28 protein-coding genes are annotated in these 18666 nt (G+C 37.3%); 2 read left to right on the forward strand and 26 right to left on the reverse strand.

The window, feature by feature from the left end; genetic code table 11:
• The first annotated feature begins 106 nt into the window (after positions 1-106).
• Positions 107-553: a hypothetical protein gene (locus RI844_RS13335; RefSeq protein WP_348395164.1), complete on the forward strand. Its 447-nt coding sequence runs from the start codon at positions 107-109 to the stop codon at positions 551-553.
• A gap of 32 nt (positions 554-585) precedes the next feature.
• The gene (locus tag RI844_RS13340) at positions 586-4020 is read left to right on the forward strand and encodes a hybrid sensor histidine kinase/response regulator (protein WP_348395165.1); all 3435 of its coding nucleotides are present in this window, start codon (positions 586-588) and stop codon (positions 4018-4020) included.
• A 37-nt stretch (positions 4021-4057) separates the two neighbouring features.
• Here RI844_RS13340 and RI844_RS13345 read toward each other — a convergent pair whose 3' ends face one another.
• From RI844_RS13345 to RI844_RS13470, 26 genes are all read right to left on the reverse strand, one after another.
• The gene (locus RI844_RS13345; protein ID WP_348398355.1) at positions 4058-4726 is read right to left on the reverse strand and encodes a response regulator transcription factor; all 669 of its coding nucleotides are present in this window, start codon (positions 4724-4726) and stop codon (positions 4058-4060) included.
• A 107-nt stretch (positions 4727-4833) separates the two neighbouring features.
• The gene (locus RI844_RS13350) at positions 4834-5274 is read right to left on the reverse strand and encodes a GFA family protein (protein WP_348395166.1); all 441 of its coding nucleotides are present in this window, start codon (positions 5272-5274) and stop codon (positions 4834-4836) included.
• A gap of 20 nt (positions 5275-5294) precedes the next feature.
• Positions 5295-5678 (reverse strand): cupin domain-containing protein, encoded by a 384-nt coding sequence (locus tag RI844_RS13355; protein ID WP_348395167.1) that lies wholly within the window; start codon positions 5676-5678, stop codon positions 5295-5297.
• Between the two features lie 24 nt (positions 5679-5702).
• A complete protein-coding gene (locus RI844_RS13360) occupies positions 5703-5915 on the reverse strand; it encodes a GDCCVxC domain-containing (seleno)protein (RefSeq protein WP_348395168.1) in 213 nt (70 codons plus the stop codon).
• 25 nt (positions 5916-5940) lie between these two features.
• Entirely contained in the window at positions 5941-6366 is a 426-nt protein-coding gene (locus tag RI844_RS13365; protein WP_348395169.1) for a GNAT family N-acetyltransferase, read from the reverse strand.
• Between the two features lie 61 nt (positions 6367-6427).
• Positions 6428-7402: an MBL fold metallo-hydrolase gene (locus RI844_RS13370; RefSeq protein ID WP_348395170.1), complete on the reverse strand. Its 975-nt coding sequence runs from the start codon at positions 7400-7402 to the stop codon at positions 6428-6430.
• A gap of 32 nt (positions 7403-7434) precedes the next feature.
• Positions 7435-7893, reverse strand: coding sequence for a GNAT family N-acetyltransferase (locus tag RI844_RS13375; protein WP_348395171.1), 459 nt, complete (start codon positions 7891-7893; stop codon positions 7435-7437).
• Positions 7894-8016: 123 nt separating this feature from the next.
• The gene (locus tag RI844_RS13380) at positions 8017-8424 is read right to left on the reverse strand and encodes a GFA family protein (RefSeq protein WP_348395172.1); all 408 of its coding nucleotides are present in this window, start codon (positions 8422-8424) and stop codon (positions 8017-8019) included.
• Between the two features lie 91 nt (positions 8425-8515).
• Complete coding sequence (locus RI844_RS13385) at positions 8516-9130, reverse strand: LysE family translocator (RefSeq protein WP_348395173.1); 615 nt, start codon at positions 9128-9130, stop codon at positions 8516-8518.
• Positions 9131-9193: 63 nt separating this feature from the next.
• Entirely contained in the window at positions 9194-9832 is a 639-nt protein-coding gene (locus RI844_RS13390; protein ID WP_348395174.1) for a glutathione S-transferase family protein, read from the reverse strand.
• A 1-nt stretch (position 9833) separates the two neighbouring features.
• Entirely contained in the window at positions 9834-10241 is a 408-nt protein-coding gene (locus RI844_RS13395; protein WP_348395175.1) for a RidA family protein, read from the reverse strand.
• A 27-nt stretch (positions 10242-10268) separates the two neighbouring features.
• Positions 10269-10817, reverse strand: coding sequence for a dienelactone hydrolase family protein (locus tag RI844_RS13400; protein WP_348395176.1), 549 nt, complete (start codon positions 10815-10817; stop codon positions 10269-10271).
• Positions 10814-11272 (reverse strand): DUF3291 domain-containing protein, encoded by a 459-nt coding sequence (locus RI844_RS13405; RefSeq protein ID WP_348395177.1) that lies wholly within the window; start codon positions 11270-11272, stop codon positions 10814-10816. Before RI844_RS13405 ends, RI844_RS13400 begins: the two co-directional genes overlap by 4 nt.
• 109 nt (positions 11273-11381) lie before the next feature.
• Entirely contained in the window at positions 11382-11741 is a 360-nt protein-coding gene (locus RI844_RS13410; protein ID WP_348395178.1) for a cupin domain-containing protein, read from the reverse strand.
• Between the two features lie 94 nt (positions 11742-11835).
• Positions 11836-12507, reverse strand: a complete 672-nt coding sequence (locus tag RI844_RS13415; protein ID WP_348395179.1) for an alpha/beta hydrolase family protein — start codon at positions 12505-12507, stop codon at positions 11836-11838.
• Positions 12508-12594: 87 nt separating this feature from the next.
• The gene (locus RI844_RS13420) at positions 12595-13083 is read right to left on the reverse strand and encodes a GNAT family N-acetyltransferase (protein ID WP_348395180.1); all 489 of its coding nucleotides are present in this window, start codon (positions 13081-13083) and stop codon (positions 12595-12597) included.
• Positions 13084-13160: 77 nt separating this feature from the next.
• Positions 13161-13580, reverse strand: a complete 420-nt coding sequence (locus RI844_RS13425) for a GNAT family N-acetyltransferase (protein ID WP_348395181.1) — start codon at positions 13578-13580, stop codon at positions 13161-13163.
• A 110-nt stretch (positions 13581-13690) separates the two neighbouring features.
• Entirely contained in the window at positions 13691-14383 is a 693-nt protein-coding gene (locus RI844_RS13430; RefSeq protein WP_348395182.1) for an alpha/beta fold hydrolase, read from the reverse strand.
• Positions 14384-14458: 75 nt separating this feature from the next.
• Positions 14459-14770 (reverse strand): cupin domain-containing protein, encoded by a 312-nt coding sequence (locus RI844_RS13435; RefSeq protein ID WP_348395183.1) that lies wholly within the window; start codon positions 14768-14770, stop codon positions 14459-14461.
• Positions 14771-15279: 509 nt separating this feature from the next.
• On the reverse strand, positions 15280-15867 hold the full coding sequence (locus RI844_RS13440) for a uracil-DNA glycosylase family protein (protein ID WP_348395184.1): 588 nt from the start codon (positions 15865-15867) through the stop codon (positions 15280-15282).
• Between the two features lie 90 nt (positions 15868-15957).
• Positions 15958-16365 carry a GNAT family N-acetyltransferase gene (locus tag RI844_RS13445; RefSeq protein ID WP_348395185.1) on the reverse strand — a complete coding sequence of 136 codons (408 nt, stop codon included), beginning with the start codon at positions 16363-16365 and terminating at the stop codon, positions 15958-15960.
• A 98-nt stretch (positions 16366-16463) separates the two neighbouring features.
• Complete coding sequence (locus RI844_RS13450; RefSeq protein WP_348395186.1) at positions 16464-16799, reverse strand: 5-carboxymethyl-2-hydroxymuconate Delta-isomerase; 336 nt, start codon at positions 16797-16799, stop codon at positions 16464-16466.
• Between the two features lie 39 nt (positions 16800-16838).
• A complete protein-coding gene (locus tag RI844_RS13455; protein ID WP_348395187.1) occupies positions 16839-17018 on the reverse strand; it encodes a DUF1289 domain-containing protein in 180 nt (59 codons plus the stop codon).
• Positions 17019-17136: 118 nt separating this feature from the next.
• Positions 17137-17400 (reverse strand): TfoX/Sxy family DNA transformation protein, encoded by a 264-nt coding sequence (locus tag RI844_RS13460; RefSeq protein WP_348395188.1) that lies wholly within the window; start codon positions 17398-17400, stop codon positions 17137-17139.
• Between the two features lie 115 nt (positions 17401-17515).
• Positions 17516-17971: a GNAT family N-acetyltransferase gene (locus tag RI844_RS13465; RefSeq protein WP_348395189.1), complete on the reverse strand. Its 456-nt coding sequence runs from the start codon at positions 17969-17971 to the stop codon at positions 17516-17518.
• Positions 17972-18090: 119 nt separating this feature from the next.
• A complete protein-coding gene (locus RI844_RS13470; protein ID WP_348395190.1) occupies positions 18091-18582 on the reverse strand; it encodes a gamma-glutamylcyclotransferase family protein in 492 nt (163 codons plus the stop codon).
• Positions 18583-18666 lie beyond the last annotated feature (84 nt).

Here is an 18666-nt window from a genome sequence, read left to right on the forward strand (position 1 = left end):
TCAAGGTTTGAGCTTTTATTAGAGTTATTAAAATGTTAAAACTATTAGCGTACTAATAATTCAATTTTTTGAATGTTTTTTATTAGTACCCAAAGGACCTAAGACAATGAATAAGCATACAAAATTAGCGTTTGCGATTGCCCCTTTACTCGCTTTGGGTGGTTATATTGCCTCCGACATCTGGGCAGAAAACGATGCGCAAAAGAATCGTGTTTTTCAAATGGCTCCAGAACAATCTTGTGATGTATTAGCGGGTAAATGTGTACTGCTTGCTGATGATTTTAAAATTAATATTTTTGATGAAAATGGTAAAACCACAATTAACTCAACATTTCCATTAGACACGGCAACGCTATTTTTAGTTGATAGCAACGATGAGGCAACACCTTATCAATTACAAATGAGCGACACCCCATACTACTGGTTTAGACAAACACCATTAAGAGATAAGGTTAGCGCGACAGGTAATACCTATAAACTGCGTATTATTGCCACCATAAAAGGTGGAAAATACATTAGTGAGTTTTACACGCAAACCGCAGATCAAAGCTAGCGAATATTCGATAATAACAAAATAGAGGTAATATGTTTCACAATTGGCAATTAGTCATTATCGCATTAGCCTATATTGGTTTATTATTCGTCATTGCATATTTAGGTGACAAATATCGCCACAAAATATTTGGCAAGAGCCAAGCCATTGTTTATGCCTTAACCTTAGGTGTTTATTGTACGTCATGGAGCTTCCTAGGCACCACAGGGCAAACAGCTACAAATATCTTTTCACATATACCGATTTACCTTGGGCCAATATTGTTATTTATGTTTGCCTGGCCGTTTATCAAACGAATTATCCGAGTAAGTTTAAAATTAAACCTAACCTCAATTGCCGATTTACTGTCTTCACGTTTTGGTAAATCACACAATTTAGCAATATTAGTGACTATGGTCGCCTTAATTGGTACTTTGCCTTATATGGCGCTGCAACTTAAAGCCATTGTTTATTCCTTTGAGTTGTTACAAATTAAGCAAGAAGTTAGTAACTGGCAGCTAGGTTTAATCACCTCAATTACCATGGCCGGTTTCACCATTTTTTTTGGTATTCGCAACATTGATGTAACCGAACGTCACCCGGGGGTAATGTTAGCGATTGCCTTTGAATCATTAATCAAAATCATTGCCTTTGTGGCTATTGCTATATTTGTCTGTTTTTTCCTGTTTGACTCACCATCAGACCTTTGGAAACAGGCTAATGTAGATATAAATCAACAATTTAATTGGCCTAACATATCTTCAATGCTAGGCATGCTAGTAATTGTTATGGCGGCATTTTTATCTTTACCGCGTCAGTTTCAGGTGATGATAGTTGAACTTAAAGATAAGAAAGACACCCGTTTTGCGCGCCGAATATTCCCTTTTTATCTACTAATTTTTGCTGTTTTGGCTATCCCACTAGGTTTAGCTGGGCATTTGCTTTTTAACGGCAGTATTGCTGCTGATGCTTATGTGTTAATGCTACCGGTAAAAAATCAGCAAGTATGGCTTGCGTCACTGACTTTTTTAGGCGCAATTTCTGCTGCCAGTTCAATGATCATTATTTCTGCTATCGCCTTAAGTACGATGCTCAGTAATGAAATTGTTTTTCCTTTACTGTTTCGCCGCAACAATCAGCAGGGCAATGATTATGAGCGCTTTCGTCTAAAACTACTAAACATTAGAAAGTTATTAGTTTTGATCATAATTTTAATGGGTTATGGAGCATTTCTACTAGCCTCTGATGATACGCTTGCGTCATTAGGTGCCATTGCTTTTGGTTGTATTGCCCAACTTACTCCGGCGTTAATTGCTGCATTTTATTGGCGCCATGCCAGTTTAACGGGTGTTTATAGTGGTATTGCTACTGGCTTTTCCTTGTGGTTTCTATTAAACCTGCTGCCTAATTTAGGTTTTTATGATCAATCGATATTTCTCGGCGAATTATCAAACAACACTACCGCTACCTTGATCAGTTTTGCCAGCAATATTTTTGTTATGTGGTCAATATCTTTATTAAGCCGACAAAATGTGCATGAACGCGTACAAGCAGCATTTTTTAACGAAGATATTGAGGATTTTGAATTACCAACGCTTAAGAAAAAACAAATCACTGGCTCTGAATTACAGCTATTGATCTCGCGCTTTATTGGTGAAGAAAAAGCCAGCGTCAGCTTTGCTAGTTTTGAACAAAAACATGCTTCCTTACAACTGGATGAAAAACAACTGCACCAGTCTTTAATAAATCACTGTGAAAATACGTTAGGCACAGTAATGGGCTCAGCTTCTGCGCGACTAGTAATTAATTCGGCTATGCAAGGCAGAAACATCAATTTAAATGAGCTGGCGCAATTAGTTGAAGAAACATCAACACAGCAGCAGCAGGATAACCAGCACTTATTACAAAGTGCGATAGAGAATGCCAGTGAAGGTTTTTCAATTATTGACAGCCAACTTAATTTAGTCGCCTGGAACAAGCGCTATCTTGAGTTGTTTAACTACCCTGAAGATATGGTGTATGCCGGTTGCAAAATTGAACGATTAATTCGCTATAATGCCGAACAAGGGTTGTGTGGGCAAGGTGAAATAGAGCAGCAAGTAAGCCGACGATTACACTATTTACGTAACGGTAGCTCACATACATCAGAGCGACAACTGGCAACAGGGCAAATAATTCGCATCGAAGGTAGCCCTTTGCCTGACGGCGGTTTTGTTATGATTTTTAAAAATATAACCGCGTTTCGTGAAACAGAAATGGTACTAAAAGCAGAAAACCTGGACTTAGAGTCTATAGTTACTGAACGCACCCAAAAACTTGAATTGGTAAATCAACAATTAGCTGTTGCCCGAGAAAAATCTGAACAAGCCCACCTTAAAAAGAGCCAATATTTGAAAGCGATTAGTCATGATTTAATGCAACCGCTGGAAGCTGCACGGTTATTCACTTCGGCATTAGCGGATCAAAATAAGCTCAATGATAGCCAAAAACGGCAAGTTCAGAATATTGATCATTCGTTAAAAGTGGCCAACGATTTATTAATAAACCTGGCGGAAGTTGCCCGCATTGAAAGCGGTAATATTAGCCCGAATATTGAGGTTTTTTGTCTGGCTGATTTACTCAAGCAATTAGAACAAGAATTTTCGGCTTCGGCTGATGAATATCAAATAGAGCTTAAAGTGTTTGATAGTGAATATTGGGTGAAATCCGATAAGCATTTATTACGCAGAATATTACAAAATTTACTCACCAATGCCTTTCGATATGCAAGTCCTGGGCGAGTTGTACTGGCGGTACAATTAGAAAGTGAGCAATTAAAAATACAAGTTGTTGATGATGGTCCAGGCATAGCTGAAGACAAGCAACAATTAGTCTTTGAACAGTTTACCCAATTGGATAACGGTAAGAATCATGCCAGCAATGGTTTAGGGTTAGGCTTAAACATAACCAGGTCTTTATCACAAATACTTGGCCATACCTTGCATTTAGTCTCTGAGCCAGATTGCGGTTGTAATTTCTCTATTTCAGTGCCCAAAGCAGAGCCAATCTCACAAGCAGAGCAGGCACCTACTCAACAAATTGGCTTACAAGGTGTTTCTGTCTTGTGTATCGACAACGATCCAAAAGTGCTTGAAGGTATGTTAGCACTATTAACAGCATGGCAATGTAAAGTTTATGGTGCAAGTGGCACGAAAGAAGCAAAAGAAGTGTTCAGTCGCCATAATGATGAAATTGAAATATTACTTGTTGATTATCAACTCGACAATAATGATAACGGCATTGATTTAATCAAAGAGTTGCGGGTGTTGGGACAGCGTCAGATACCTGCTATTTTAATTACCGCCACCACCGACCCAGACATCGAGAATAAAACATCAAAGGCCAATGTAGGGTATATGCGTAAGATGGTAAAACCGGCCGCCCTTAGAGCAATGATGAGCGCCATGTTGACCAGTATATTAAAAGCTAACTACATGCCGAAGCAATAATACCAATCAGATTTAAGAATTAAATTGATATTAAAGGTTATTGAGTAAGTTCTTGGGTGAACTCACCTTCGGTTAAATCTAATTGCCCTAGACAAATGACCGCTTGTGTGCGGTTACGAACATTTAATTTTCTAAAAATCGCAGTCGCATGAGCTTTGATGGTAGCTTCTGACACATTTAAATCATAAGCGATTTGTTTATTTAATAAGCCTTCGGCAAACATTAACAAAATTTTATATTGTTGCTGGGTAAGGCTAGCAATACGCTCTGCCATTTCAGCTTTACTGTCATTAGCCGTACCATCATTTAATGACTCAGGTGTCCATAGTTCACCCGCTAAAACCTGATTTATCGCAGTGAAAATAGTACCAACATCGGTAGATTTTGGTACAAACCCCGCAGCGCCATAACTCATCGCTTTATTAATGGTGTCACTGTCTTCATAAGCAGATACAACAACAACCGGGATTTGTGGAAAATGATTACGAACATGAATTAGGGTATTGAAACCATGAGCACCTGGAATGTTCAAATCTAAAAGCAAAAGATCAGCGTCAGTGTTTTGTTTTAATAATGCGTCGAGCTCTTCTACAGTTTCGGCTTGTAACCAATTAGTAGTAGCTAATCTTTCCTTTAATGTTTCTAACAATGCTCGTCGAAACAAAGGGTGATCATCAGCTATAATCACTTTATCTGGTAAAAACATATTCTTCATCCATAATATTGCCCCACTAATATAATACTCGCAATGTAAATAAAATGTTATTAGACTTTTGGCTAAATTAGTTAAATTAATCTAGATCAAGGCTTTCTTTAGCGCTCTTTTATTAAAGCGAGTAAATCGGCCAACAGAGGCTGTGTTTGAAACGTTAGGGTATTTTTGGGGATTAATACCCAGTCAGGAGCACTTTTAAGCCATAAGTGAGCTTTCGGTGTATAGTTGGCAGAGTTTGCTAATGTTCCTGTTTTAAGGCGAATAATATCGGGTTTATTGGGGTTTTGATGATATATACGGTTACCACAATCACCACAAAAATATGCTCGATTAATATTTCCGCTATCTGAGCTACGCTGCCAAACTTTCAAAGCTCCTTTAGTAAGGTGGAAATCATGTTGATCTATCAGCACTGTCATAGTGCCATAGCCTGCAGATACCTTATGGCATTCGGTGCAGTAGCACATCAACGTTGCTAACAATTCACCTTTAATTTGATAGTGGATGGCACCACATTGGCATTGACCAGTAACATTCATCGCTATATCTCATTCTTATATCAAGATTTTGGTTCGACAATTAAATATGCAACCGTTGTATCACCAATATTTAATACTTCATGCCATTCAACCCCATTCGAAGTATAACTGCTGCCAGTTTTTAATGTTACTTCCCGGATTCCATTAGCAGATGTTAACCGCATTTTTCCACCCGATAGGGCATAACCAAAGTGTGCTTTGTGAAAATGTTTTTCATGGCCAACACCCGGTTCAAATGTGCAGCGCAGTATACGTTGTTGTTCATCTTCGTGTAGCCGTTCACATACTTTCTCACCTTGCCAGCCGGCGGTAAGTGGATCAGCTAATTCATTAGCATGGCTCGTTGATAGCAAAGCAATAAATATAACCAACGATATTATTAAAGATATATTCAAATTTTTCATCGTCTTCCTTGTAACATCGCTAGGTTAATCACAACAACTATTGCCTTGCTGAATTGGTGGGCATTTAACAGTGCCAAATGAACAAAACACACAACAATCACCATGCAATGGCTTAAGAATAGTATGACAATGGCTGCATTCATAAAAATACTGACATGCATCAGTAGGCATGGTTTCAGTTTTTTTAAAATCACACTTAGGACAGGTAATTTCAGAATCTAGAATTAATTTACTCATCGTGACTCTTTGTTAGTCATAAATGCTACTTATAAACATTGGGTTGATGTAATTCCATAAATAAATTTGGTGAAGCTAAAGGTTCAAAGCCAAACTGTTCATAGAGTTTGTGTGCGTCACTGGTTGCTAAGGCTATACGGCGTAACCCTTGTAAGTCAGGATGTTGGATAATGGTTTGCATTAGCCACTTGCTTATTCCTTTTCCCCTATGTTGCTCTAATACAAACACATCAGCAAGATAGGCGAATGTAGCAGAATCGGTAACCAAACGAGCAAAACCAACTTGTGCCCCCTGTTCAGTAAAGGCACCAAAACATAACGAGTTATCTATCGCTTTTGCCATAGTGTTCAACGGAATATTTTCAGCCCAATATGAACGTGAGATATAATCATGAATAACGCCAATATCCATGTCTTTGGTATTTGAACTAATTTTATAACCTGAGATCAAAACTAAATGTCCTCTTGAGTAAATGTATTAATGCCAGCGTGATGGCTATAACTTTTCATGTTTATTGCGTTAACCACCGGGCAATATTACTGAGTGTTTTTTGAAATAAACTCATTGGAACAACAATGAATTTAGCAAATATAACTTTATGCTTTTCATCCGATTCTTGCAGCTGTGTATGTAACGCAGCTAAGTCTTCAGCCGTTAAAACAAGAGAAGACTCATTAGGTTGGTAAGTTGTGCCGATTGGATAATATTCGCCTGCTTTATCGGTCATCTCAATATGCGCCCCCAATACAGCGCTTACTTCATGCGTACTGGAAAATTCGACTAACTTAGCAATACTATTTTTGTACGTATTCCAATTTTTAACGTATACATAACCTGGATAAAAAGTATCGCCGGTAAGTAGCCATTTTGTTTGGTTATCGTAAACGGAAATAGCTTCCTCTTGATGACCTGGCGTTGAAATTATGGTTAATTCTCGCCCGCCCAAATCAATATTCAGTTCACCACTTTCATTAAAAGTAAAAAATTTAGCTACGGCATCAGCATTTGGCTCTACCAGAGTAATATTGGCTTGCCCTTTGAACTGTTCATCCCCTGAATAGTGATCACTGTGACTATGAGAGTGAATAACCAATAACTCTCGATTTGTATTTCCATCAAGGTTTGAATGCTCCGCAATTAACGATTTAATCGTCTTATATATTGGGAATTCCTGCGCACTTTCAGTTGCACCGGTATCTAGAACAACAATTTTCTCATCACCAAAGAGCACATAGATAAAAGGAGCTTCAAAGTTTAAGCACTTATTTTGACGAAGTATGTAGCTTGCTTGTTCGTAACGAAAAACTTCAATTGCTGGATCAGTGTTCGTTGTACAGTCAGAGGCACCATGAATCCATTTCTTTTCTTGTAATATTGAGCCTGTAACCTTAAAACTATTGTTAGACTTATCTCTGGCATCTACAGTTTGTATAGAGCTACAACCTGTCGAGAAAAGGATTATCCCTGAAAGTAATATCTGTCTCATGCATTTACCTTGATTCAATAACGACTCTAACTTTATACAATATTTTTTGACATAAACATACTGTAAGGATCTTCTTGATAATTACCAAATGGACCACACTCTACAAACCCGAATCGCTGATAAAGTTTTTGCGCCGGTAAAAAGGCTTCCATAGTGCCAGTTTCCAGGCTTAATTTTTTATATGAGCGCTCATTTGCCTGTTTGATAATATGCTCCAGTAATATGCGGGCAATACCCTTGCGCAAATGATGCTTTGACGTGCGCATCGACTTTATTTCGCCGTGTTCTTTGTCGAGTTCTTTTAAAGCACCAATACCTGCTAATTCTTGATTAATCCATAGACTCCAAAACGTCACATCTCGCTGTTCAAGCGCACCTAAGTCTAATGCGTGCACACTTTCAGGAGGAGAATGCGACAACATATCCTGATGATGCTCTTCTAATAGAGTAATAACCGCTTTATTTCTTAATTCTCCAATACGAATATCCATTTAAATCCTCGGTTTGACTGTATAACTAGCGCCTCAATCATGGCCTACGTAATACTTGTTAAAATGTGAAATGCAGCGGCACCAGCAAACTTTACTGTTCCGCTTTAATTGTTTTGTGACTAACTAGTTTCTGCTAGGCTCAAATGAATTGTACCTTGGTAGGTTCGCACCAAGATCTTCCCAATTAGCTTTTGAGGTGACAAAATTATGTGAAATTGGCCGTTCTGTTATGTCGGAGTCGAGAATACCTAATCTTATTCTAAAGCGAGTTGGATCTTGTTCATTCGAGCTGTAAACAGGAGAGCCACATTTTGAACAAAAGTGCCTATTTCGACCAGGTTTAAATGAAAAAGTACTTAGGCTTTTTTCGCCTGTAGTAATTTCAAACTCAGCTGAATTTATAAACCCATTGGTGGCAAATGCTGTGCCGCTATTTTTTCTACACAAAGAACAGTGACAATGAATAATATCACTTATCTTGCCATTTATTTTTATCTGCACTTCTCCGCACAAACATTTTCCACTATACATTATTTGAAGTTACTCCAGCTCTTTAACGCCTTGTTATCGGTCAGTAATATCGTTTGGAAGAATGAAGACAGCCCACTTTGTAAGGATGTTTCTATGCCTTAATAGCAATCAATGCTCCGGTTGAAACCATCATTGTGCCCGCCGTTTTATTTATTACTGATGTAGCATTTGGTGACTTAAACATTTTTTTAGCTCTAACCGCTAATAGCGCATAAAATACATTTACACTGCCAAAAGCGAGTGCTGCAACGCCCATGATTATTAATACATCTATTGCAACCACTTGGTTAACATTTATAAATGCAGGAAATAACGCGATATAAAATAAAATAGCCTTGGGATTACCTAAATTTATTAGCAAGCCGGTCATTAGATTAGAAAGGAAGGAAGATTCATCAGAAGCATCAAGTTCTAAAGAGCTGGCTTTAGATCTAATTAAGTTAATTCCTAACCATAATAGATATGCTGCACTTACGTATTTAAGAATAAAAAATGCTGTCCCCATAACTTCAGCAATTGCCGACAAACCAAATAAAGCAAGCAGGATGAAGACAAAATCGCCTAAAGTTATACCTATAATCATTAATAGCCCGCGACTAAAACCTGAAGAAAAAGATCGAGCAATTACCGCAAAAACAGCAGGGCCTGGTACAATAGCCAGTAACAGCATTGCTCCAAATAATGCTAAATAATTACCTGATGACACAGTTTTATCTCCTTAAGGCTAATGCCCAATGATAGGGCAATAATATAGTTGGCTATACACGACTTACCGATAATCGAGTAAGCTCAGTTGTTCTTTTTCGCAAACAGTGATAATTGCATCATGTTTAGCTAAATTACAAAGGTACTTGGCAAGGTTATGAAATGCCAGTGGCGGTTTTTTAAATTCATCTGCCCATACCGCCAACATAAACAGAAAATAATCGCAGACTGTAACGGTTTGACCAACTAAAAACTCTTTATTTTCCAGTTCATTGTCTAAGAGCTCAAACATCTCTGTTATTCTATTTTCTTGTGCGCTAACAATGCTGGGGGCTAACGCTGTATTGGTTGTATGATTTTGAGGATAAAAATAAACCATTAATTCAGCTTGTACCGTATTTGTTAAATACATCATCCACTGGAAGAACTTGGCTCTTAATTTATCACCTACCTTGGGTATTAAATTTGCACACGGGTTAGATTCTGCTAGATGGATACAAATCGCCGGGCTTTCAAAAATCACCAATTCATTGTCTATTAAGGAAGGAATTCTGCCTGCTGGATTTAGTGCTAAGTAGTCCTTAGACTTTTGCGCGTTATTCTTTCGATCAACCAAGATCAATTCAAAATCAACGTTTAATGCTTCTAGTACGAAATGAGGCGCCATACTGGCATTTAGCGGATAATAGTATAATTGGTACAACTTACTCTCCTGTTGACGTTGATTTTAATGGTGTTACTACACAATCAACCTCGGTTTCCACTAACCATTGTTTATCAATGAATCGTTTTATCTCAACGAAGGTACAAGCCGGTTTAATTGCAGAGAATAATTCTCCATGTGCTTGTGCAGCTTCTTTCCAACGAGATATGTCAGTAAGCATTATTCGCGTTCTGATCACATCTTGAATATTTCCGCCAGCTTCTTCTACAGCTAAGATAGACAGCTCAAGACAATATTTTGTTTGGCTATATACGTCACCAATATGAACTGTTTCACCTTTGCTTATGGGGGCGGTACCAGAAACCGAGATATAATCACCAATTCTACAAGCACGAGAAAATCCAATGGACTCTTCGAGGTGTGAATCTGAACCAACGAGTTTTTTCATAAGATTCCTAGTAACTAGAATACTTTGTTAACTTACATGTAAACAGAGTAACTTAAGTTGCTCATTGTAAGCTACTTGATTGTAATTGTTTGAGTAATAATTCATAAAACCATGCAAGTGAGCAACTTTAATAGCTGTTACGTTCTGCTTTTTAGACAATTTAGATTGAAGCTCTAAAACATCAAAATGTGGCTCACTTTTTGGAAATACTAATTCAATTGCAAACTTTGGCTTAACCTCAGTTAAATTTCTAATTTGTGAGCCATAGTAGCAAATGGCATGCTTTACCACATTAGATGATACCTTGTCAGATAGCGCCCAAATTGCCGAAGCTCCAACGCTAAAGCCAATTAAAATGCTATTAGGATAGTTTGATTCAATCGTTTTTTGTAATATCGCTAAATAGGCATTAAACCCGACGTTCTCGATGAAATACGCATATGCCTCAGCCTCACTCTTAAAGCCCATATCTACCCCATTATAAGGGTCTACAATGATGCTCACTTTCAGTTCTTCGCACAGGCTTATTAATGCTGAAGTTTTTCCGAAAACATCTGATACGACGATTGCACTCATAAGCCAGCTTCGTTTACTTCAGCAGCATTGAAGTTACTTTTAAAAGTAAACGCATAAGGAGTATCACCATTGGCACGTAAGTAAGTTAAACGATCAATTGCTTCCTCAATACTTGGAACCGATCCAACTGGCACCCACCATAATACATAACTGTCTTCGGGTAACTTATGAAACCACTCTTTTTTACGACGAAGAAAATCTTTATGGTGCGTTCTAAACATAAAGTTTTTAAGGGCATCAACTGATTCCCAAATAGACATGTTTACAATAATATTGGGATCTGAAAAAGCTTGAATATCTGTTGCGTCACCGCTTTCATCTTTTAACCGCCAAATAAAACCATCACTCTGTTCGGCTAATTCATTTACTGGATCTAAGTTATCAATAAACTCTTTAATTTCTGGTGCATCTAATTGGTATTTAGCTTTCGCGATATTTAATTGTGCTAAGTGCATGTAATCCTCCATGTATCCTGTTGCCTTGCTAAGCAGCAAAAAACCGTTGGCTAACATTGCAATTAACGAGCACAGCCAACAGTTATGTGTAAGTTTGTTAATAAACTAGTTATAAATCAGTTTTTACACTAGCCTGAATTATTAGCAGTTCAATTTCCGAATCAGAGTCATTAAGCAACCCATGAGTACCACCAGGTTTATTTAGCACCATATCTCCTACACCTACGCGTTGCTCTTGTCCCTCAATAGTCATAAGGCCCTCACCTTTGAGGATTATGTACATCTCTTCATCTTGACCATGTTCATGAATTCCCATTGATGAATTGGGAGGCATAATTACTCGTAAGGCAAAGTCCCAGCCTCCTTGAAAGTCATCACGTCGAAATACCTTTTGTAGTTCTATTTCGCCGATGCCGTCATGGCTGTTTTGGTATGTTTCACTTTTACATGTGAGAAAATTTCTAATCATGTTGAGTCCTTGAATAGTTTATAGCGCTCTTGTTGAAATATTTGAAACATAGATTATCCAAAATACCTCATTCACCTACTTGTTAACTGCAATTTTAATTGAGCCACTTTTTGACCGGTATTATCCATTCAGGAAGAGGGTTATAAAATGCTCCATGCTCTTTTCCGGTACTTATTGAAATCTCTTCAAAAGTTTTAACACTGTTACTGCGATCAATTAAAAACTGGCAAGATCCCACACCATCGGAAGTTTCAAATACAGAAAACACATTACCGAACACTTCTAATTCAGGGTTATTTTTAACGAACCTTGAACAACCCGCTAAAATAACAAAATTTACTTGATCAGAAGCTAAATAATTTGAAGTTAATATTGTTATCGCTCCGCCTCGAGAAAAACCAATAAAGGTTATATTTTCAGGTTTAACACCTTGGTTAATCAGAGTGGTGGCATTGTTAGCCAATTTTTTAGCAAATGCTCTTGGATCGGTGTCTTTTGGTCGATGATAGGCGATAAGGTTATAACTCTCATCTGCGAGTTTTTCTTTAATCTTTGGAAAGTCATACATCCCCCAACGAGGATTTACCGGGGTAGGATTAGTACCTTCCACGATAAAACCATGAGAGTAGAATACGTATTTCTCATTGGGGTTAATTTCACTAGGAAAGTTTTCATATACGGTGTTAGCAACGCAGCTTGATGAAAACAACAAGCCGATGACAGCAAAGAGTAGAGTTTTGATAATGACTTCCTTTAGTAACGCCACGTTAAGCGGCTAAATATAGTTGCTCGAAAAATATTGAAGAACAAAAACAACCTGCTGTTTTTATCCTTAATCATTAGCTTGGTAGGATTATATTTTACCTTGCCAATAGCCCACATCTAACCAATGGTTAAATTTGTAGCCAACCTCTTTAAAGTGGGCGGCTTGAGTCATGCCAAATTTCTCGTGTAAACCGACACTTGCCTCATTTGGTAAGGTAATACCACCAATTACCGTATGAATATTTCTAAGTTTTAGTTCAGAAAATAAAGATTTATATAGCGCAGTACCCAAACCTTTACGTGCACGCTTTGCTGACAAATATACGGTTATTTCTACTGAAAACCGATAGGCAAAACGCTCTCTCCATTTGCTCGCATAAGCGTAACCGATAATGCTTCCTGATCCGTCCTCTGCAACAAGCCATGGCAAATTGTCGGATTGTACTTTAGAGATACGCTCTAACATATTACTTGTAGAGATAACTTCGGTCTCAAAAGTAGCCGTAGTTTCAGAAATATAATAATTATAAATTTCAACGATAGAACTAACATCCTCATTGCCTACGGTTCGAATCACCAGAGCTCCTTAAAATCTAATACATTGATAATAACTAACGGGACTTTATCATATTAAACAGCTTGTTAGGACTAACTTTAGATGAATTTGCACATGCCGTTGCCTAGTGAACCATTGGGTCTTAACGTGTAACCAAAACGTGAATAAAATTCTTCTTTTCCCTTTGCTGCTAAAAGCCCAATGGTTGAGCCTTTTTTTGCTACTTCTAATAAGTAGCTTTCTATGTGATCCATTACAGCTTTACCAATGCCTTGTTTTTGATAATCAGGATCAACGACAACATCTTGAACGTAAAAGTACATTGCGCCATCACCAATCACACGGCCCATTCCAATAAGTTTAGTGTTGTCTCGAATCACCACGTGGAATAAAGAATTAGTTAAACTATTTTTAGCCATTTCAACATCAGACTCTCCCCAACCAACTTTAGTCCTTAATAGAGAAAACTCCTCAACAGAGGGGCTTTCAAAAATTATTGAATATGCATTTAAATTCATTGCGGCTCCAATTAACCCTATAGTTCACAAATATATAACTGTTGCCGACAGGCGATTTTATCAATTACTGCCATGCTAAATTTGCACCATAGTAATTTAGCCGCTTGCTATCAGCCTGCCCAAGAGATTATGTAATCAGCCAACTCTTGTGGTTTTTCCAAAGGCAACATATGGCCCGAACCCGATGTACAAATAACTGACAAATTTGCGCTGCAATCACGAAGTTCATTAAACAATGGTGCGTTCACCAATCGATCACATTCGCTATAATAAAAATGAGTCTTAAACGGGGCCTGACTTAAAGCTAGAGAAAGATCGGCTCTTTGTGAAGTATATTGATATTGGCTAACAAACTCCTCTTCACCCAGTTCTTTGTCCATATTCAAAACTAAATCTACAAGCTCATCAGTCTGATTAATCACATCGAATAAGTTAACAACTTTATTCCTGCCAATTCCTTTATAGCCATATTTATTCACCCACTTTAAAATATCATCTCGTTGCTGCAACTCATCAGAAGGCAAGCTGGTAGGGCTATTCGATATAATAAATAATTTATTTATGCGCTCAGGGTATTTAAGTGAGAAATAGGTAGCAATATACCCTCCTAGTGAGAAACCTATTAGATTCAATTTTTCACTGCCAAGTATATTATTGTAATGCTCTGCTATCTCATCAAAGCTCTTTTCCCGAGGTATATCCAAATAAATCAGTTCAAATGAACTGTGTAAATACGGTATAAGTAGCGACCATAATTGCTCATTGCACATTGTTCCTGGAATTAGATGCAACTTTTCACGCATAACCTCTCCAAGGGGCATAATCCCTTAATAAGCTCATTAAAAATCATCGAAGTATAGAACGGTTCGAACAGCTTATTATACGCTGCCTTCTGCTTCGATTACCAAGATCCTCGCTTCACCTCTTGGATGAGCCACATGCTCTGTACCCACTGAGGCATAGAAAATATCACCAGTGTTTAACAAGGTAAATTGCTCTAAGCCGTTGTCTTTATAAAGCATCTTAACAACACCATCTAAAACAACAAATACTTCTTCGCCATCATTAATGTGCCATTTATAAGGCTTGTCAGTCCAATGCAAACGAGTTGTAATCCCGTTCATATTAGCGATATCTTTAGCTCCCCAAGCTCGAGATGCGGTGAATTTTTTACTTCTGATTATTTCCACAATTCTTCCTAGTTAACTATTAAATGTGCAAATGTTTGAGCAATTACTAGAAAAAGCTTACAACCAATAATAAGCCAACGACTATTGCACACAAATACATTGTTTTACCTAAAGCAGAGTTTCCCTTTAGAGTTTCTTGATGCTGCCTTTTAAATTCAGCCAATTGGCAATCATTGAGGTTTGCACAATGAGCACATTGCCCTAATGTTTTGCTATAAAAAAGACCACACCTTTTACAGCGTTTCTTTTTTGGCTGCATTGTTCTCCATGCAGCACTCATTCCTAATGACATTGTATTTCCTTTCCACACTTTGCGTTTTGTTATATTAAATTTTCACTTAATCTACAGCACAACCATAACGCTTTTGATTAATGTCTGCTGCTTTATTTTTCTTTTTTAATTTTGCGATTAACCCAAAATAAATACACACAAGCAACATAACTGAGCACCAAACTATAGCAAAACAGAATTTCAGCGGATTGCTACAAAGCTACAGGTTAAAAAGTGATTAACCTGTGCTTGAAAGTACATCGCAGACCCTGGCTCGAAGCTTGGGCAATAGTTCATCCTTGAACCAAGGGTTACGTTTCAACCATAAATTGTTTCTTGGGCTAGGGTGAGGCAGCACAATGGTGTCTGGCCAATTGCTTTGCCAATCATGAACGATGTCGGTAAGGTTTTTCTTTTCCTTTGGCAGGTGATATGCAATTGCATATTGGCCTATTATCAATGTAAGTTGAATGTTTGTTAGAGAAGAAAGTAATGTGCTTCTCCATTTTTTTGCGCACTCTGCTCGAGGTGCTAAATCGCCTGACTTCCCAGTTCCAGGGTAGCAAAATCCCATTGGTAATATAGCAATTTGTTCTGGGTCGTAAAACGTTTCTTTGGAAATACCTAGCCATTCTCGCAGCCTATCTCCACTTGGGTCATTGAATGGAATACCTGTTTCATGAACTTTTTTACCTGGAGCTTGCCCTGCAATTAATATGCGAGATCTTTTATCTATTTGTATTACGGGACGCGGGTCAAAAGGGAGGTGTTCAGAGCAAACTGAGCAGTTTTTAATATTTTCCTTTAAAGATATAATGGAGTCCATGGCTCTATACCTAGTTCAATTAAAGCCCGGTAAAGGGTAAATATTGAGTGAAGAGAAAATAGTTGATCGTATTTCTATCGTTTGCACGGCTTAAGCATTAGTACACCGCATTAATTTAATACCATCTACATCCGTTGAGAAACCAAAACTTGAATAGAATACTTCCATTTCTGGTAAACAATATAACTCAAAGTGTTTTACCTTTTTTAATTTCTCATGATTTTTAACTATGTTTATCAGCTTTTGACCTAGGCCCTTACCTCGGTGCTCTGCTCTAACCATTACATCAAAAATAAAAGCCTTGTATATATAATCACTTATGATGCGAGTAAAACCAATTAGGTTGTTATCTTTATCAACGATACCAATACAAACTTGCGAACCATGTACACAATTTGAAACGTCTTCAAGTGAACGGTTTTGACCCCAGCCCATTTCGTTGTACAGCAGGCAGAGTTGTTTAATATGATGTTCTGAAAAAGTATAAATTATTGTCATAGCGACTTAATGTTTGGTTGAGTTAAATACATATGAATTAATTGATGCTCGCCAACTTGTTTAATGTATTGAAATCCAGGCTTAACAGCTTGATATACTTACACTATTACCTTGGCGTAACTTGCACGTTCAATATCAACAACTTCAATTGTTAATGAACAATTAGCTAGCTTTAGCTTTTTTAATTGCTCTAATACAAATTGAGATAACATTGATTTTTGCTCGATATTACGTCCTGAAAGTATCCTTAAAGTAACATGGACAAAATCAATTTTATCAGTGCCTGATTGATGATTAGTAAAAGGCAATGCTCTTACTTTAATATCACCTCCATCAGCTTCAAATAATTCAGACAGTAATGCCCCTGAAAACACTTGTGCGATTAAAGCATCTGCGCTTATTGATGATGAATGCTCTATGACACAATGTGGCATCATACTCTCCTTATTTTTAACTGCCTTGTAATTGCTGGGCTATCTTTTTTTACATCTAATCACTATTTCTATTTTTTCATCTTCAGATTTGTCCATCCAGCCAGCAATCTCTGATGCAGATCTATAGCACCCCATACAAATATCATATTTATCAAGATCGCATTGACCTACACAAGGGGTAATTACATTTTTATTATTTCCAATAAACATCTCAGTCATACTCTAATAGTGAACAAAATACATTATACCAATTCCGATAATTTATTGGTTAAAATAACAAAGGAAGTGAGGATAACCAACAATGATTAGCCCCTCTGCAATTTTTTGTTAGGTAAATTTACTTCGGGGCTAACCCCATATCATCAAGACGTAATAAAATTTCGGTTTTTTGAGTGTTGGCTATTTCTTGCCAATGTTTATCTTCTCTAGCGCCAATGATTGCATAAATAGAATTTAAGCCGGTACCTTTTACATTCAATTTTAATTGCTTATAGAGCACAAATGGATCTATTTCCATAAACTCATCAACAGAATTAATATTAACTTTTGCTAGGATTTCTTCACTTTTAGGGCCGAACCCTTTTAAATCTCTTAACCGCATAACACCTCTATATGACTGATACACCTAACGCCTAGTAAGCGCCGATAAATAGTTGGCTAAAATTTAGCGAAGAATGAGCACTAGCCAACGGTTTAGCGTCCGTTTGAAGTTCATGTTACAGAGCATAATCAATCGACATTGCCAGTTTTTGTATACCATGAGATGGAGTCCATCTTTTAAATTCAACAAAACCATGTTTCTTGTATAAATTTATTGCAGGTATATTTGCAACAGCTGTTTCAACAATAGCTTCTGAAAAATCAATTACCTCTAGAATATGGCTTATTAATTGGTTTGCAATACCTTTCCTAAAATAACTTGGGTCAACAGTTAAACTGTTAATTTCTAGGCGTTTATCTTCTATAGCAATTTCTATAATTGCTGCGAGACATTCATTTTCAAAAAAACCATAAAATAATGTTTTTGAATTTTCGATGTCTTTAGCGCTGCGCAGTAGCGGCGGAAAATCAAGAGTGCCTATAAGTTGAGCTTCAACCTTATAAGAATTTTGAAAAACAGTGAAAATTTGCTTTGCAATTTCTTTATTAAAATTATCAAGTTTTTGTATCATACTAGGCCTAGCCTCAAAATTTACATTGCTCTTTAAAGCTCTGTTAAAGGAAAATTCAGTTGGTTAAAATAATGAGCGAAACGAAAACAGCCAACTATTGTTTGTCCCGGATGAACAGCTTAGCCGTAGATTGCTCGCTGCTTTGCATCTCGATTTTTATCTGGATCTTCTATACATTCAATAGATTCAATCACAGCAAGGTAGTCAATAGGTACTTCAGTTTCCTTTGCTCCAATTATAACGTGGTTGAGGTACCAAGAATAAGGCTTTAATGAAGCGTCTATTTTGATGGCATAATATGTTAATGCCTCAAAGGATTCACCCGAACTATTTTCTACAAAGACTAATTTTTCTTCATAACCAAACCCCAAGCTTTCTGCTCGATCTAAAACCCATTTTTCATTTTTGTTTATCTCAAAGAGAGCTCCTATTACTATATCTTCGTGATTATTGGTTTGAAAAGAGTCACATTTTCCAGAGCCATCAATACTACTCATATGAAAACGTAGTTGGTGATTTTTAAGCGTTACTATTTCAAGCTTTCTAGCACTTGGTACTCGCTCTTGAAGTCTATTAAGTGACATATTTGAACCGTATGCAAAATACTTCACCAAACCTCCTATACCGTTAACGCCCATTTAAGGGACAAATAATAGCTTGCTAAAATGTTTAGCGTAACGAAACCGAGCAAGCTG

The sequence above is a fragment of the Thalassotalea fonticola genome (assembly GCF_032911225.1).
GTDB classification, from domain to species: domain Bacteria; phylum Pseudomonadota; class Gammaproteobacteria; order Enterobacterales; family Alteromonadaceae; genus Thalassotalea_A; species Thalassotalea_A fonticola.

Bases quoted from the DNA above. Each gene is read 5' to 3' on its own strand.
- RI844_RS13460 (WP_348395188.1), bottom strand. From the start codon at position 17,400: ATGCGGTTAAGAGATTTAAAAGGGTTCGGCCCTAAAAGTGAAGAAATC.
- RI844_RS13445 (WP_348395185.1), bottom strand. From the start codon at position 16,365: ATGACAATAATTTATACTTTTTCAGAACATCATATTAAACAACTCTGC.
- RI844_RS13455 (WP_348395187.1), bottom strand. From the start codon at position 17,018: ATGACTGAGATGTTTATTGGAAATAATAAAAATGTAATTACCCCTTGT.
- RI844_RS13400 (WP_348395176.1), bottom strand. From the start codon at position 10,817: ATGAGTGCAATCGTCGTATCAGATGTTTTCGGAAAAACTTCAGCATTA.
- RI844_RS13380 (WP_348395172.1), bottom strand. From the start codon at position 8,424: ATGTATAGTGGAAAATGTTTGTGCGGAGAAGTGCAGATAAAAATAAAT.
- RI844_RS13360 (WP_348395168.1), bottom strand. From the start codon at position 5,915: ATGAGTAAATTAATTCTAGATTCTGAAATTACCTGTCCTAAGTGTGAT.
- RI844_RS13465 (WP_348395189.1), bottom strand. From the start codon at position 17,971: ATGATACAAAAACTTGATAATTTTAATAAAGAAATTGCAAAGCAAATT.
- RI844_RS13375 (WP_348395171.1), bottom strand. From the start codon at position 7,893: ATGGATATTCGTATTGGAGAATTAAGAAATAAAGCGGTTATTACTCTA.
- RI844_RS13430 (WP_348395182.1), bottom strand. From the start codon at position 14,383: ATGCGTGAAAAGTTGCATCTAATTCCAGGAACAATGTGCAATGAGCAA.
- RI844_RS13370 (WP_348395170.1), bottom strand. From the start codon at position 7,402: ATGAGACAGATATTACTTTCAGGGATAATCCTTTTCTCGACAGGTTGT.
- RI844_RS13410 (WP_348395178.1), bottom strand. From the start codon at position 11,741: ATGATTAGAAATTTTCTCACATGTAAAAGTGAAACATACCAAAACAGC.
- RI844_RS13335 (WP_348395164.1), top strand. From the start codon at position 107: ATGAATAAGCATACAAAATTAGCGTTTGCGATTGCCCCTTTACTCGCT.
- RI844_RS13345 (WP_348398355.1), bottom strand. From the start codon at position 4,726: ATGTTTTTACCAGATAAAGTGATTATAGCTGATGATCACCCTTTGTTT.
- RI844_RS13350 (WP_348395166.1), bottom strand. From the start codon at position 5,274: ATGAATGTTACTGGTCAATGCCAATGTGGTGCCATCCACTATCAAATT.
- RI844_RS13405 (WP_348395177.1), bottom strand. From the start codon at position 11,272: ATGCACTTAGCACAATTAAATATCGCGAAAGCTAAATACCAATTAGAT.
- RI844_RS13440 (WP_348395184.1), bottom strand. From the start codon at position 15,867: ATGGACTCCATTATATCTTTAAAGGAAAATATTAAAAACTGCTCAGTT.
- RI844_RS13450 (WP_348395186.1), bottom strand. From the start codon at position 16,799: ATGCCACATTGTGTCATAGAGCATTCATCATCAATAAGCGCAGATGCT.
- RI844_RS13340 (WP_348395165.1), top strand. From the start codon at position 586: ATGTTTCACAATTGGCAATTAGTCATTATCGCATTAGCCTATATTGGT.
- RI844_RS13395 (WP_348395175.1), bottom strand. From the start codon at position 10,241: ATGAAAAAACTCGTTGGTTCAGATTCACACCTCGAAGAGTCCATTGGA.
- RI844_RS13355 (WP_348395167.1), bottom strand. From the start codon at position 5,678: ATGAAAAATTTGAATATATCTTTAATAATATCGTTGGTTATATTTATT.
- RI844_RS13425 (WP_348395181.1), bottom strand. From the start codon at position 13,580: ATGAATTTAAATGCATATTCAATAATTTTTGAAAGCCCCTCTGTTGAG.